At 64.5% G+C, this 14,574-nt stretch carries 15 protein-coding genes; 12 read left to right on the top strand and 3 right to left on the bottom strand.

Features of this window, described 5'->3' with window-relative positions; translation table 11 throughout:
• Positions 1 to 22: 22 nt before the first annotated feature.
• From ELX51_RS14665 to ELX51_RS14605, 12 genes are all read left to right on the top strand, one after another.
• Complete coding sequence (locus ELX51_RS14665) at positions 23 to 559, top strand: GNAT family N-acetyltransferase (RefSeq protein WP_127754223.1); 537 nt, start codon at positions 23 to 25, stop codon at positions 557 to 559.
• Entirely contained in the window at positions 556 to 1,599 is a 1,044-nt protein-coding gene (obgE, locus tag ELX51_RS14660) for a GTPase ObgE (protein WP_127754222.1), read from the top strand. The genes ELX51_RS14665 and obgE overlap by 4 nt, the downstream gene beginning before the upstream one ends.
• 102 nt (positions 1,600 to 1,701) lie before the next feature.
• Positions 1,702 to 2,844: a glutamate 5-kinase gene (gene proB / locus ELX51_RS14655; RefSeq protein WP_248305133.1), complete on the top strand. Its 1,143-nt coding sequence runs from the start codon at positions 1,702 to 1,704 to the stop codon at positions 2,842 to 2,844.
• The gene (locus ELX51_RS14650; protein ID WP_127754220.1) at positions 2,831 to 4,111 is read left to right on the top strand and encodes a glutamate-5-semialdehyde dehydrogenase; all 1,281 of its coding nucleotides are present in this window, start codon (positions 2,831 to 2,833) and stop codon (positions 4,109 to 4,111) included. Before proB ends, ELX51_RS14650 begins: the two co-directional genes overlap by 14 nt.
• A gap of 157 nt (positions 4,112 to 4,268) precedes the next feature.
• Positions 4,269 to 4,907 carry a nicotinate-nucleotide adenylyltransferase gene (locus tag ELX51_RS14645; protein WP_282567559.1) on the top strand — a complete coding sequence of 213 codons (639 nt, stop codon included), beginning with the start codon at positions 4,269 to 4,271 and terminating at the stop codon, positions 4,905 to 4,907.
• Between the two features lie 182 nt (positions 4,908 to 5,089).
• Positions 5,090 to 5,482 carry a ribosome silencing factor gene (gene rsfS, locus ELX51_RS14640; RefSeq protein ID WP_127754218.1) on the top strand — a complete coding sequence of 131 codons (393 nt, stop codon included), beginning with the start codon at positions 5,090 to 5,092 and terminating at the stop codon, positions 5,480 to 5,482.
• Between the two features lie 210 nt (positions 5,483 to 5,692).
• A complete protein-coding gene (gene rlmH, locus ELX51_RS14635) occupies positions 5,693 to 6,175 on the top strand; it encodes a 23S rRNA (pseudouridine(1915)-N(3))-methyltransferase RlmH (RefSeq protein WP_127754217.1) in 483 nt (160 codons plus the stop codon).
• A 101-nt stretch (positions 6,176 to 6,276) separates the two neighbouring features.
• Positions 6,277 to 7,749: a peptidoglycan DD-metalloendopeptidase family protein gene (locus tag ELX51_RS20435; RefSeq protein ID WP_127754216.1), complete on the top strand. Its 1,473-nt coding sequence runs from the start codon at positions 6,277 to 6,279 to the stop codon at positions 7,747 to 7,749.
• Between the two features lie 7 nt (positions 7,750 to 7,756).
• Entirely contained in the window at positions 7,757 to 9,220 is a 1,464-nt protein-coding gene (locus ELX51_RS14620; RefSeq protein ID WP_282567558.1) for a S41 family peptidase, read from the top strand.
• Positions 9,221 to 9,293: 73 nt separating this feature from the next.
• Positions 9,294 to 10,406, top strand: a complete 1,113-nt coding sequence (locus ELX51_RS14615; protein ID WP_164854881.1) for a divergent polysaccharide deacetylase family protein — start codon at positions 9,294 to 9,296, stop codon at positions 10,404 to 10,406.
• Between the two features lie 9 nt (positions 10,407 to 10,415).
• Complete coding sequence (locus ELX51_RS14610; protein ID WP_127754214.1) at positions 10,416 to 10,952, top strand: RNA pyrophosphohydrolase; 537 nt, start codon at positions 10,416 to 10,418, stop codon at positions 10,950 to 10,952.
• Positions 10,953 to 10,958: 6 nt separating this feature from the next.
• Complete coding sequence (locus ELX51_RS14605) at positions 10,959 to 11,648, top strand: aspartate/glutamate racemase family protein (protein WP_127754213.1); 690 nt, start codon at positions 10,959 to 10,961, stop codon at positions 11,646 to 11,648.
• Between the two features lie 46 nt (positions 11,649 to 11,694).
• Here ELX51_RS14605 and ELX51_RS14600 read toward each other — a convergent pair whose 3' ends face one another.
• The 3 genes from ELX51_RS14600 to ELX51_RS14590 all read right to left on the bottom strand — a co-directional run bounded on the left by ELX51_RS14600 (position 11,695) and on the right by ELX51_RS14590 (position 14,559).
• On the bottom strand, positions 11,695 to 12,120 hold the full coding sequence (locus tag ELX51_RS14600; protein ID WP_127754212.1) for a F0F1 ATP synthase subunit epsilon: 426 nt from the start codon (positions 12,118 to 12,120) through the stop codon (positions 11,695 to 11,697).
• A gap of 87 nt (positions 12,121 to 12,207) precedes the next feature.
• The gene (atpD, locus tag ELX51_RS14595; protein ID WP_127754211.1) at positions 12,208 to 13,647 is read right to left on the bottom strand and encodes a F0F1 ATP synthase subunit beta; all 1,440 of its coding nucleotides are present in this window, start codon (positions 13,645 to 13,647) and stop codon (positions 12,208 to 12,210) included.
• Between the two features lie 21 nt (positions 13,648 to 13,668).
• Positions 13,669 to 14,559, bottom strand: coding sequence for a F0F1 ATP synthase subunit gamma (locus ELX51_RS14590; RefSeq protein WP_127754210.1), 891 nt, complete (start codon positions 14,557 to 14,559; stop codon positions 13,669 to 13,671).
• Positions 14,560 to 14,574: the final 15 nt, after the last annotated feature.

The following is a 14,574-nucleotide window of genomic DNA, read 5'->3' as shown; positions in this document are numbered from 1 at the left end:
ATCATTTTTCGGGCATGGCCGAATGAGCCTTACTCTGCAAACCGCGCGCTTTACGCTGCGCCAGCCCGTGCCTGAAGACGCCGAGTTGATTGCGCGCTATCTCAACGATTTCGCGGTGTCGGGTAATCTCGCGCGGGTGCCATACCCGTATCGCGTCAGCGATGCCAAGGCCTGGCTGCGCACGCGCCGTCCGGTGATGCCGCTTGAGGACACCAATTTCTCCATCGACCTGCCCGGATTTGGTTTGGCGGGGCATGTGGGCTTTCATCTTGGCCCTAAAGGCCCCATTATAGGGTACTGGCTCGGCCGCCCCTTTTGGGGGCAGGGCATCATGACCGAGGCAGTGCGGGCGAGCCTTGACTGGTTCTTCCCCGCAACCAACGCCCCGGTCGTGTATTCGGGCGTGTTTCATTTCAACGCGGCCTCGCTGGCGATCCAGCGCAAGCTCGGCTTTACCGAGATTGGCCGTTCCCGCCTCCTATGCCTTGCACGCAAGGCCGAGGTGGAGCATATCGACACTCAATTGACGCAGGGCGTCTGGAAGGCGCACAAGCCATGAAGTTTCTTGATCAAGCCAAGGTTTATGTTCGCTCGGGCGATGGCGGCGCGGGCGCCGTATCGTTTCTGCGCGAGAAATTCGTCGAATTCGGCGGCCCCAATGGTGGCAATGGCGGGCGCGGCGGCGATGTGATCATCGAATGCGTGGATGGACTCAACACCCTGATCGATTACCGCTACCAGCAGCATTTCAAGGCCAAGACCGGCACCCATGGCATGGGCAAGCAGCGCACCGGCGCCGATGGCGAGGATACGATCCTGCGCGTTCCCGTCGGCACGCAGATCTTTGAAGACGACAACGAGACCCTCATCGCTGACATGACCGAGGTTGGCCAGCGCGTCGTGCTGCTGTCGGGCGGCAATGGCGGCTTTGGCAATGCCCATTTCAAGACCTCGTCCAACCAGGCGCCCCGCCGCGCCAATCCGGGCCAGGAAGGCACGGAAAAGTGGATCTGGCTGCGCCTCAAGCTGATCGCCGATGCCGGTCTCGTGGGCTTGCCCAATGCCGGCAAGTCCACCTTCCTTGCGGCCGTGTCCGCCGCCAAGCCCAAGATTGCCGATTACCCCTTCACCACGCTCCATCCCAATCTCGGCGTGGTCTCGATCGGCGAGCGCGATTTCGTTCTGGCCGATATTCCTGGCCTCATCGAAGGGGCCAGTGAAGGGGCGGGGATCGGTGACCGCTTCCTTGGCCACATCGAGCGCTGTGGCGTTCTGATCCATCTGATCGATGGCACCCAGGACGACATCAAGACCGCCTATACGACCATCCGCACCGAACTGGCCGCTTATGACGAACTGCTGGGCGACAAACCCGAAATCGTCGTGCTCAACAAGGTCGATGCGATCGAGCCCGGCGACCTCAAGGAAAAGGTCAAGCTCCTGAAAAAGCTGAGCCAAGCCGAGGTGCTCCAGGTCTCGGGCGTGACGGGGCAGGGCGTCGACACCGTGCTTTATCGCGTCATCGGCGTGCTAGACGAAGAAAAGGCCGCCAAGGCGGAAGCCGCCCGGCGCAAGGCAGAACCCCATTGGGCCCCCTAAAATGACGGTGAGGAGGGCGCTGGTGTTTGCGAGTTGCTCCGGTAGCCCTCATGGTGAGGGGCGAGCCCCATGGCGAGCCTCGAACCACGAGGGCGTCGCACCATGAACCCCCTTGCCCCCTTCAGGCGCCTCACCGTCAAGATCGGCTCGGCCCTATTGGTCGACAAATCCGGCCAACTACGCTCGGAGTGGCTGGCGAGCCTCGCCAATGATCTCGCCGAGCTTAAATCTGCCGGCACCGAGATCGTCATCGTGTCCTCGGGCGCTATTGCGCTGGGACGGGGCCTGCTGGGCCTCGAAGCGCCGGTTCTAACCCTCGAGCAATCCCAGGCCGCCGCCAGCGCCGGCCAGATCGCCCTGTCGCAGGCCTGGGCCGAAGCGCTCGGGCGGCACGGCATCGTCACCGGCCAGATCCTCATCACCCCCAACATCACCGAAGAGCGGCGCTATTATCTCAATGCCCGCACCACGGTCACGACCCTGCTGACCCTCGGGGCCGTGCCGATCATCAACGAAAACGACAGCGTCGCCACCGCCGAAATCCGCTATGGCGACAATGATCGCCTGTCGGCGCGCGTTGCCACCATGATCGAGGCCGAGTGCCTGGTGCTCCTCAGCGATGTCGACGGGCTATACACCGCCCCCCCCGCCAAGGACCCGAGTGCCACCCATCTGCCGGTCGTTCCCAGCATCACGCCGGCCATCGAAGCCATGGCGGGGGGCGCCGCCAGCCACCTTTCGCGCGGCGGCATGACCACCAAGGTGGAAGCCGGCAAGATCGCGACCCAGGCGGGCACCGCCATGATCATCGCCAAGGGCACAGAGCCCCATCCGCTGCGCGCCCTTGCGCAAGGCGCGCGCCACACCCTGTTTGCCCCCGCCCACAGCCGCGCCCAGGCGCGCAAGCGCTGGATCATGGGCACCTTGCATGTCGCGGGCACGCTCCAGGTGGATGCCGGTGCCGTGCGCGCGCTGCGCACCGGCCGCTCGCTGCTTCCTATTGGCGTGACCAAGATCAGCGGCAGCTTTGAGCGCGGCGATGCCATTGCCGTCACCGATCCCGCTGGCGTTGAGATCGCGCGCGGCCTTGCGGGGCTCGACAGCGACGAAGCCCGGCTGGTGATGGGCAAACGCAGCGACACCGTGGTGGAACTGCTCGGCATCGGCCACCGGGCCGAGCTGGTGCATCGCGACAATCTCGTGCTGGTGGGCGCCAAGGAGGAAGCCGTCAATGAGCCTGGCTAAAGTTAAGGGCGACACCGCCGCCGTCATGGCCGAGCTCGGCCGCAATGCCCGCGCCGCCGCCCGGGTGCTGGCCAGCGCCACGCCTGCGCAAAAGCGCACCGCGCTCCTCACCGCCGCGGGCGCCATCAACGCCCATCGCGCCAAGATCCTCAAGGCCAATGGGCGCGACATGGAAGCCGCCAAGGCCAAGGGCATCTCCAAGGCCTTTCTCGATCGCCTGCTGCTGACCGATGCGCGCATCGACGCCATGATCGAAGCTGTGCGCACCATTGCGGAACTGCCCGATCCCGTCGGCAGCGTCATTGCCGAATGGGACCGGCCCAATGGCCTGCATATCCAGCGCGTCCGCACCCCTTTGGGCGTGATTGGCGTCATCTTTGAATCGCGTCCCAATGTCACCGCCGATGCGGGCGCGCTCTGCCTCAAGGCCGGCAATGCCGTCATCCTGCGCGGTGGCTCGGACAGCTTTTACTCCTCCCAGGCGATCGTGGATTGCCTCCTCGACGGGCTGCACCTCGCTGGCCTGCCGGTCGAGGCCATCCAACTGGTGCCCACCACCGACCGCGCTGCGGTGGGCGAAATGCTTGCGGGCCTTGATGGCAATATCGATGTGATCGTGCCCCGCGGCGGCAAGACCCTCGTTGCCCGCGTGCAGGCGGAAGCCCGGGTGCCGGTATTTGCCCATCTCGAGGGCCTGGTGCACGTTTATATCGACCGCTCGGCCGATCTCGAAAAGGCCGTCGCCATTACCCTCAACGCCAAGATGCGTCGCACCGGCATTTGCGGGGCCGCCGAAACCCTCCTCGTGCATCGCGACGTGGCGGACACCCATCTGCGCCCGATCATCGCCGCGCTGCAGGGGGCGGGCTGCGAAATCCGGGGCGACGCAACGGTTTGCGCGCTGGTCCCCGACGCCAAGCCCGCCACTGAGAGCGATTGGCGCACCGAATACGAGGACGCCATCATCTCGGTCAAGGTGGTGGACAGCATCGAAGCGGCCATCGCCCATATCGAGCATTATTCCAGCCACCACACCGAAGCTGTTATCGCCGAGGACCCGGCGGCGGTGGAGCTGTTCTTCAACAGCATCGATTCTGCCATCCTCATGCACAATGCCTCCACCCAGTTCGCCGATGGCGGCGAGTTCGGCTTTGGCGGCGAAATCGGCATCGCCACGGGCAAGATGCATGCCCGCGGCCCGGTCGGCGTCGAGCAACTCACAAGCTTTCAATACCGCGTCCGCGGCAACGGCCAGCTGCGGCCGTGAACTTTCTGGTCTTAGCACCATCCTCGGAGCTTGTTGCTCCCCTCCCCCTTGAGGGGAGGGGCCGGGGGAGGGGGTCCATCAGTGATCCACTGCACCACCCCCTCCCCAACCCTCCCCTCAGGGGGGAGGGAGCCCCAGGCCCATGGCGCGGTGTCGATTGACCCACCGTCCGCCCCTCCGCATCGCCGGCGTCACCGAAATCCCGCCTTCCGCGCGCGGCATGCGCATTGGTTTGTTCGGCGGCAGCTTCAATCCCGTGCATGCCGGCCATCGTCTCGTGATGCAGCAGATGCTGGTGCGGCTGCGGCTCGATGCGCTTTGGGTGCTGGTCACCCCCGGCAATCCGCTCAAGAACCATGCTGAACTCGCGCCCCTCCGCGACCGGGTGGAAGCCGCCCGCGAGGTGCTGGCTCATCCGCGCGTCCGGGTCACCGGCTTTGAGGCGGCGCTCGGCTTTGCCTATTCCTGGCAGACCGTGCGCTTTTTGTCCCGAACCCTGCCGGATCGGCACTTCGTCTGGATCATGGGCGCCGACAATCTCGCCCAGTTCCATCGCTGGGAGCGCTGGACGGAAATTGCCGCCACCATGCCCATTGCCGTTTATGTGCGCCCCGGCGCCGATCGGGTGGCGCCAGCTTCGCGCGCTGCCCTTGCGCTGCAGCCCTTCCGGATTCCCGAAAGCCAGGCAGGCACTTTGGCCCTGCGTCCGCCACCGGCCTGGGTTTATTTGCACGGCAAGCAATCCACGCTTTCTTCCTCGCAACTGCGGGCGCGAGGGCGTGAAACGGCAAAATAAACACCCGACCTTGCACCCAGGGCTGCAAAAGCGCATATTAGGCCGGTGTGATATAGATCACCCAAGAACAGGAACGATTGCTTGCCGTTTGCAAAGACGCGTGCACATTCCGATCAACAACCAAGGATGCTGACCCAACGCATGACCCATGCCCTGCGAGCATGGGCGGGAGGCCATTGCTGATGGCCACGCTGCCCAACACCTTTTCCCCGTCCCAGACCACGCCGCCAGCCGCGCCAACGCGCGCGCTGATCGATGTCGTGCTGGAATGCCTTGACGATGCCAAGGCCGAGGAAACCATCGCCGTCGATATTACCGGCAAGTCATCCCTGGCCGACCATATGGTGGTCACCTCGGGTCGTTCCCAGCGCCATGTCGGAGCCGTGGCCGACCAGTTGGTGACTGCCCTGCGCGAAGCTGGCTATGGCAAGCCGCGCATCGAGGGTCTGCCCCATTGCGACTGGGTGCTGGTGGATGCGGGGGACGTAATCGTCCATATCTTCCGCCCCGAAGTGCGCGAGTTCTACAACATCGAAAAGATGTGGCAGGCCGATTTCGCGGCCGACGCTCACTAAGCCGGACCAATCCCGCTCATGCTGGCCGAGATCGCTCGGCCAGCCCAGTTCGGCCAGCGCTGGCCGAGCGAAACTCCTTCATGCTGCCATTACCCCGCCTTGGTACTGGTCCATTGACCGCCCCAATGCCTCAATGGACTTCTCTATGCCTCGGCCACTTCCCCCGCTCGCTCCTTCGCATCTGCCCGGCTTGCCCGGCGGAATGGCCCCATGCGCGTGAGCATCGCCGCCGTGGGGCGGATGAAGGCGGGGCCTGAGCGCGAAATGGTCAGCCGTTATCTTGATCGCGCCGTCGGTAGCGGCAAGCCCCTGGCGCTGACGGGCTTTGACGTGACCGAGCTGACAGAATCCCGCGCATCGGCCGCCGCCACCCGCAAAAGCGAAGAAGCCCGCGCCCTCCGCGCCGCCATTCCCGCTGGCGTCGTGGTTGCGCTGGACGAGCGCGGCAAATCCATCGGCTCGGAAGCCTTTGCCGCCCTGGTTGGGCGCTGGCGCGATGAGGGGCGCCCCGCCGTCAGCTTTGTGGTGGGCGGCGCCGATGGCCTTGATCCCGATTTCGTCAAATCAGCCGATCTGGTGCTGAGCTTTTCCCCCCTGACCTGGCCGCACCAATTGGTGCGCATCATGCTGGCCGAGCAGCTTTATCGGGTCACCACCATCCTGCTGGGTCACCCCTATCACCGCGGCGACTGAGCGCTGCTATTCCTTAAGCAGTGTTAACCTGCGTTTTTTGTCGGGCTTGCTATGGTGCAGCCAAGTGATTCGCCCCACGGGCAAGCGAGCTAGGAGAGTCAATGTCGGTTTCCTCCGGCGCGAGATGGGGTGTGGTGCTGGCAGTTGTCGCCGCAGCACTGGCCCCGGCCCCGTCGCTGCTGGCGCAGGGCCCGGCGCCCCAGGGCGAGCTTGCCCCGGCGCTGCCCACCGACGCCCCTCCGGCTGCCTCCACCGATATTTCGCCCGGCGCAGCCCCGCCGGTCCCCCCAGCTGCGCCCGACGCGGCGCTTCCTGCCGCGCCAACCACGCCGGAGCTGGGTGTTGATCCCGCCGCCGTGCCGCCGCCGCCTGCCGAGCTGCCTCCTGATCCGGTGACCACTCAGGCCGAACTCGCCAAGCTCGAAGCCTCGATCACCATGAGCAAGGAGCGCGCCGACGAGTTGCGCGCCGAAATCGCCGCCATGCAGGGGGATCGCACTCAGCAAAATGCCGCGCTCATCGCCGCAGCCCAGCGCGTCAAGCTGGCCGAAATCGAAGTGGCCGATATCGAGGAGCGCTTGTCGGGCCTGATTGTGCAGGAGCTCGAAGTGCGCGGCCGGCTCGATGGTGCCGATGCCGAAATGGCCAATGTGCTGGCGGCACTCGAACGCATCTCGCTCAACCCGCCGCCCGCGCTGATCGTCGATCCCGCCGATGCCCTGGGCTCCGCGCGATCGGCCATTCTCATCGCCGCGATCGTGCCCCAGTTGCGCGCCAAGGCCGACGCGGTCACCGCTGATCTGCAGGAACTCACCAAGATCAAGGAAGCGGCGCTCGCCGAAGAAGCGGCGCTGCGCGCCAATTATTCCGTGCTCGAAGAAGAGCAATTGCGCATCGCGACGCTGATTGCCGCGCGCAGCCAGGGCATTGCTGCTGTGTCGGCCGATCTTGAGGCGACCGAACAGGAAGCCATGGCGCTGGCCGCCCGCGCGACAACGCTACGCGAACTGATCGACCAGCTTTCGGCCCGCATCGAGGAAGGCCCGACACCACCCCAGGTCGAGGGAGAGGATGCGGTGCTGACTCCCGAAGCGGTCCAGACCGCGCTTGCCAACACGGCCCGCACCGAGCCGGCGGTGCCTTTTGCCAGTGCCAAGGGGTTCCTGACCTTGCCCGCCAACGGGGTCAAGGTCGTCGATTACGGGGCGGGCGACGGGTTTGGCGGCATCTCGCAGGGCGTTTCGCTGATGACGCGGGCCGAAGCGCAGGTGGTGGCGCCGGCCGATGGCTGGGTGCTCTATACCGGCCCCTACCTCAATTACGGCCAAATCGTCATTCTCAATAGCGGGCAGGGCTATACGATCCTCTTGGCAGGTTTGGAAACGGTGACCGTTTCCATTGGCCAGTTCGTCCTGATGGGCGAGCCGGTGGGCACAATGGGATCACGCACAATTGGACGAACGGTGACCACGAGTGCTGGCAACGCCCAGCCGACGCTTTATATTGAACTGCGACACAACAGCGAACCTCTCGATCCCACCGGCTGGTGGGCAAACCCGACACAAAGTGGATGAAACCCCCATGCGCCTTTCGACCTATCGCGCCGCTGCCCTGACGCTGGCGCTGCTGCTGCCTGCTTCGACGCTTCAGGCGCAGGAAACACCGGTGCCGCCCCCCGCCGAGCAAACGCCCGCGGCCCCGGCTGAAGAGGCTCCCGCTGTTCCCGCTCCCGATCAGTCGCCTGAGCAGGCGCCAGACGCCGAGCCTGCCCCCAGCGGGGAAGAGCCCGAGCCCACGCCGGAAGAGCAAAAGGCCGCGCCGCGCGATCCGCTCGAGGTTTATGCCGATCTCAATCTCTTCGGGGAGATCTTTGATCGCATCCGCTCTGAATATGTCGATGCCCCCGATGAGCAGGAGCTGATCCGCGCCGCCATCCAGGGCATGCTGACTTCGCTTGATCCCCATTCGGGCTATTTGCCGCCAGCCGATTATGACGAGATGCGCGAGGATACCTCGGGCGAGTTCGGGGGTCTGGGCATCGAAGTCACCATGGAAGAAGACGTGATCAAGGTGGTGTCCCCCATCGATGATACGCCCGCGGCCCAGGCCGGCATCATGGCCAATGACCTTATTGTCCGTATCGATGGCACCGATGTTCAGGGCCTCAGCCTTGACGAAGCCGTGGGCAAGATGCGCGGCCCGATCGGCACCGCAACCAAGATCACCGTGGTGCGCGAAGGCATCGACGAGCCGCTCGAGTTCGAGTTGACCCGCGCCGTGATCGCCATGCGGGCCGTGCGCTGGTCGCTCGAGGGCGATATCGGCGTGGTGCGCTTGTCGCGCTTCTCCGAGCAGGCCTTTGTCGGCATCGAAAATGCCATCAAGGACATCTATGCCGAACGCGATGGCGTGGCGCCCAAGGGCATCATCCTTGACCTGCGCAACAACCCAGGTGGCCTCGTCGATCAGTCGGTTTATGTCGCCGACGCCTTCCTCAAGCAGGGTGCCGTGGTGATGACCCGTGGTCGCCTGCCACAGGAAAGCGCGCGTTACGACGCCAAGCCTGATCCGCTGGACGCCCAGATCGCCGACGTACCGCTTGTGGTGCTGATCAATGGCGGTTCGGCCTCGGCTTCCGAGATCGTTGCCGGTGCGCTGCAGGACCATAAGCGTGCAACCCTTGTGGGGACGCGCTCCTTCGGCAAGGGCTCGGTGCAGTCGATCATTTCGCTCGGGCCCGATGGCGCGATGCGGCTGACCACGGCTCGCTACTACACGCCCAATAACCGCTCCATCCAGGCGCTGGGCATCACCCCCGATATCGAAGTGCGCCAGGTAGTTCCCGAGGAACTGCAGGGCCGCGACGAGATCATTGGTGAAGCCGGCCTTGCTGGTCACATCACCGTCGAAGGCCAGGAAGAAACCACGGTCGGCTCCTCGGTCTATGTGCCCCAGGACAAGGCCGAGGATGCGCAACTGCAATTCGCGCTGCGCCTGATCAATGGCGAGGAAACCAACGAAGCCTATCCGCCGCGTGCCGAATAAACTTCAACTCGGGTGAATGGCGGGGCATCTGGCCCCGTCGCTTGCCGCCACCCCTTCCATCCGGACCCTCCTAATGGCCAATGATCTCAGCACGCCGCTGACCGGCCGCAAGCGCCGCGCAGGAGCCGCAAGGCCCGGTTTTCCCGTAGCACGGGTGCTGTTTGGCGTGCTGCTGCTGGCGGCGGGAGGCATTGGCGCCCGGCTTTTGCTGGTTGATGATCCTGAGGGCGGTCGCCCCAGCCGCGAAGTGGCGATCACCAATACCCGCGCCGGCAACGACATCGCGAGTTCGGTCTCCCAGGGTCCAGTGACCATCACCGCCGATCCCGAACAATTCGCCGCCGGCGCTGCGCCCCCCGCGAGTCCAACACCCGCCACCGCCGCCGCGCCTGGTGCAGCCGGCGTGCTGCCCGATCTCAGCGAAGAAACGGCCGAAGGTCCGATCCCGCGCATTTCAGCGACCGGCCAAACCCCGTTCCAGGCCTATGCCCGCCCCGTCGACCATGCGCTGGTGGGCGGCAAGCCCAGGATTGCGCTCGTGGTCACGGGCCTTGGCATCAACGAGCAGGGCTCGCTCCAGGCCATCGAGCAATTGCCCGACGCGGTCACCCTCGGTTTTGCTCCTTATGGCAAAACGCTGCAAAGCACCGTCGCCGCTGCCCGCGCCGCGGGCCATGAAGTGCTCCTTGAAATCCCGCTCGAGCCCTTTGACTTCCCCCAGAACGATCCGGGTCCCCACACCCTTCTCACCGGCGAAACCACCCAGTCCAACCTTGATCGCCTGTTCTGGCTGATGGCGCGCTTTGGCGGTTATGCCGGGGTGCTCAACAATATGGGCGCGCGCTTTACCGCCTCGGGCGCCGACTTCGCCCCCGTTGTCGAGGAACTGGGCGCCCGTGGCCTGGGCTATCTGGATGACGGCTCCTCCAATCGCTCACTCGCACCCCAGTTGGCGGGCAGCAACAAGGTACCCTTTGCCCGCGCCGATCTCCTGGTCGACGCCAATCCCGCCCAGGCAGCCATTCTGTCAGCGCTGGGGAGCCTTGAAGCCAAAGCGGTAGAGAATGGTTCGGCAATTGGTATTGTAAGCGCCTTGCCGATCTCGGTTTCCACCATTGCCCAATGGGCCAGCGAACTGGAAAGCCGCGGTGTTGTGCTGGTGCCGGCCACGGCCCTGATGAAGTAGAGTTGTTCCATGTCCGAGCGTCCCACGCGCGAAAGCCTGCCCTATCGTGATTGCGTCGGTATCGCCGTCTTCAATGCGGAGGGCAATGTCTTTATCGGCCGCCGCAAGTTCGAGAACGACCCGGAAAAGTCGGCCGAACACGGCTCGCCCTGGCAAATGCCGCAGGGCGGGATCGATGCGGGCGAGGATCCGCTGCGCGCAGCGCTGCGCGAGCTGCATGAGGAAACCAATATCACGACGGTCAGCCTGCTCGCCGAAGCGCCCGAGTGGATCTATTACGATTTGCCCGATGAAGAACTCGGCGTCGCGCTCAAGGGCCGGTTCCGCGGCCAGCGCCAGCGCTGGTTCGCTTTTGCCTTTACCGGCAATGACAGCGAGATCGATGTGTTGACCCCCGGCGGTGGCAAGCATCCGGCCGAGTTCGACGAATGGCGCTGGGAGCAGTTATCGCGTCTGCCATCCCTGATCGTGCCGTTCAAGAAGGACGCCTATGACAAGGTCGTCGAGGCCTTTGCCGATATCCCGCAGCGCTTCACCCACGGCTAAGCGGCAATGAAAACCATCGGCCTCATCGGCGGCATGAGCTGGGAATCCACCGCCCATTACTATGGGGCTCTCAACCGCGAAACGGCCCGGCTACGGGGCGGGCTGCATTCAGCGCCCATTCTCCTGCATTCCCTTGATTTTGCCCCCATTGCCCAGTTGCAAGCCGCTGGGGAGTGGGGCCGCGCTGGCGAGCTCTTGGCGCAAAGCGCCCGCGCGCTCGAAGGAGCAGGGGCCGAGCTGATTGGGCTGGCGACCAACACCATGCACCATGTCGCCGACGCCATCACGGCGGCCATCACCGTGCCCTTTGTCCATATCGCCGATCCCACCGCCGATGCGCTGCAGGCGGACGGCATGGAGCGAGTAGGGCTCCTTGGCACCCGCTTCACCATGGAAATGCCGTTCTATCGCGAGCGGCTGGTAGCGCGGGGCCTAGAGGTGCTGGTGCCCGAAGTCGGGCGCACCAATTTGCACGGCATTATCTATGAAGAGCTGTGCCGGGGCATCGTGCGCGAGGAATCGCGCCGTGTTTACGTCTCGGCCATCGAGCTCTTGGCGGCGCGCGGCGCCGATGCGGTGATCCTGGGCTGCACCGAGATCAACATGCTGATCGATGACAGCACCAGCCCCTTGCCGGTCTATGACACGACCGAACTGCACGCCAAGGCGCTTGTTGCTGCGGCCTTAGCCGACTGAAGCGAAAACCAGGAAACAAAAAAGCCCGGCAGTGCCGGGCTTTGGTTTAGTTGGCGTGGGCGCCGTTGAGATAGGACGCTTCCTGCGCCAGGTTCAGCAAACCGCTGACCACTTCCTGGGCGAAGCTGCGCTCCTCGGGAGTGTTGGCGGCAGCCAGGGTCTGCTCGGCGGTGCGGATGCGGGCCTGCAGGTCGTCCTGGCCCAGTTCGGCAAACGGCACTGATTCTTCGGCAAGGATGGTCAGCCCTTCGGGTGACACATCGGCAAAGCCGCCGCGTACGAAAAACACGGCCGGGGCGCCCGCATCACTGGTGACGGTGATGAAACCGGTGCGCAGGGTGGTCATGAACGGAGCATGGCCCGCCATCACCGTGAAATAGCCTTCGGTCCCGGGAACAGAAACGGCGGTCGCTTGCTGCGACAGCACCAGGCGTTCGGGCGAAACGATCTCGAGCTTGAGGCCTTCAGCCATGCCGGCAATCCTTTGGGCGGTCCGCGCCCGACTGGTCGGGCAGGAGGAGAAAGAATGGTCCGGGCAGGGCGCCCGGACCGTTTAGCTTTAGGCGGCCTGTGCAGCCAGCTTCTGGGCCTTGGCTACAGCCATTTCGATGGTGCCGACCATGTAGAAGGCCGCCTCGGGCAGGTGGTCGTATTCGCCGTTCACCAGGCCCTTGAAGCCCTTGATGGTGTCTTCGAGCTGCACGAACACGCCAGGCGAGCCGGTGAACACTTCGGCCACGTCGAAAGGCTGGCTCATGAAGCGCTCGATCTTGCGGGCGCGCGCGACGGTAAGCTTGTCCTCTTCGGAAAGCTCGTCCATGCCAAGGATGGCGATGATGTCCTGCAGCGCCTTGTACTTCTGCAGGATTTCCTGCACGCGGCGGGCGGTCTGGTAGTGCTCGTCACCAACCACATTGGGGTCAAGGATGCGCGAGTTGGATGCCAGCGGATCCACGGCCGGGTAGATACCCTTTTCCGAGATCGCGCGGTTCAGCACGGTCACAGCATCGAAGTGGGCAAACGAGGTCGCGGGTGCCGGATCGGTCAAGTCGTCGGCGGGCACATACACGGCCTGCACCGAGGTGATCGAGCCCTTGTTGGTGGTGGTGATGCGCTCCTGCATGGCACCCATATCGGTCGCCAGCGTCGGCTGGTAACCCACGGCCGAAGGAATGCGGCCCAAGAGAGCCGACATTTCCGAGCCAGCCTGGGTGAAGCGGAAGATGTTGTCCACGAAGAACAGCACGTCCTGACCCTGGTCGCGGAAGTTCTCGGCGACGGTAAGGCCGGTCAGCGCCACGCGGGCACGGGCACCGGGGGGCTCGTTCATCTGGCCGAACACGAGGGCGCACTTGGAGCCGGCAGCGGTGCCACCGTTCTCATGGGGGTCCTTGTTCACGCCCGATTCGATCATTTCGTGGTAAAGGTCGTTGCCTTCGCGGGTGCGTTCACCGACGCCCGCAAACACCGAATAACCACCGTGTGCCTTGGCGACGTTGTTGATCAACTCCTGGATCAGCACGGTCTTGCCAACGCCGGCGCCGCCCATCAGGCCGATCTTGCCGCCGCGAGCGTAAGGAGCCAGCAGGTCCACGACCTTGATGCCGGTGACCAGCACCTGCGATTCCGGGCTCTGCTCGGCAAAGCTCGGGGCTTCCTGGTGGATGCCGCGACGCTCGACTTCGCCGATCGGGCCGGCTTCGTCGATGGGCTCGCCGATCACGTTCATGATGCGGCCGAGGGTGGCTTCACCAACGGGAACCGAGATAGCCGAACCGGTATCGATCACCTGGGCGCCGCGCACGAGGCCTTCGGTGGTGTCCATGGCAATGGTGCGCACAGTGTTCTCGCCCAGGTGCTGGGCAACTTCGAGAACCAGGCGTGCACCGTTATTGGTGGTTTCCAGGGAATTCAGGATGGCGGGCAGATGCTCATCGAACGTGACGTCAACAACGGCACCGATGATTTGCGATACGCGACCGACCTTGGTGTCTGCCATTTGTTCGTCCTCGCTTGAAGGTTAGAGCGCTTCCGCGCCCGAAATGATTTCGATGAGTTCTTTGGTGATTTGCGCCTGGCGCTGGCGGTTGTAGCTCAGCTGCAGGGCGTTGATCATTTCACCGGCATTGCGGGTGGCATTGTCCATGGCGCTCATCTGGGCGCCGTAGAATGAGGCGCCGTTTTCCAGCAGCGCCCGGAAGATCTGCACCGAGATATTGCGCGGCAGCAGGTCCTCGACAATGGCCTCTTCATTGGGCTCGTATTCATAGATCACGCCGGGAGCGGCCAGTTGGCCTTCGGCGCCCGCCACGGTTTCAAGCCGGGCAGGAATGATCTGGGTTGCGGTCGGCACCTGGCTGACCACCGAGCCGAACTTGGCATAAAACAGCGTTGCCACGTCGAACTCGCCGGCGGCAAACAGCGCCAGCACGTTCTGCGCGATCTGGTTGGCCTGGGCAAACCCGACCTGCTTGATCTCGCGGAAGCTGACCGTATCGATGATGTGATCAGGGAACTGGCGGCGCAGGATGTCGTGGCCCTTGCGGCCCACGGTCAGGATCTTGACGGTCTTGCCTTCGCTCAGCAGCCGGTTGGCATGGTCGCGGGCAAGGCGGGCGATGGAAGAGTTGAACCCGCCAGCCAGGCCACGTTCGCCCGTGGCCACGATCAGCAGATGGGTCTGGTCCCGGCCAGTGCCGGCCAGCAGCGGCGGGGCATTGGTCTGGCCTTCGTAGACCGCGCCAAGGCTCGCCAGCACCCGGCCCATGCGCTCGGCATAGGGACGGGCGGCTTCGGCGGCGTCCTGGGCGCGGCGCAACTTGGCCGCCGCCACCATCTGCATGGCCTTGGTGATCTTCTGGGTCGATTTGACCGAGTCGATCCGGTTCTTGAGGTCCTTTAACGACGGCATGGGCCAGTCAACTCC

This window comes from Devosia sp. 1566 (assembly GCF_004005995.1).
Lineage (GTDB): Bacteria > Pseudomonadota > Alphaproteobacteria > Rhizobiales > Devosiaceae > Devosia.
This window is presented reverse-complemented; position numbering and strand designations above follow the sequence as displayed.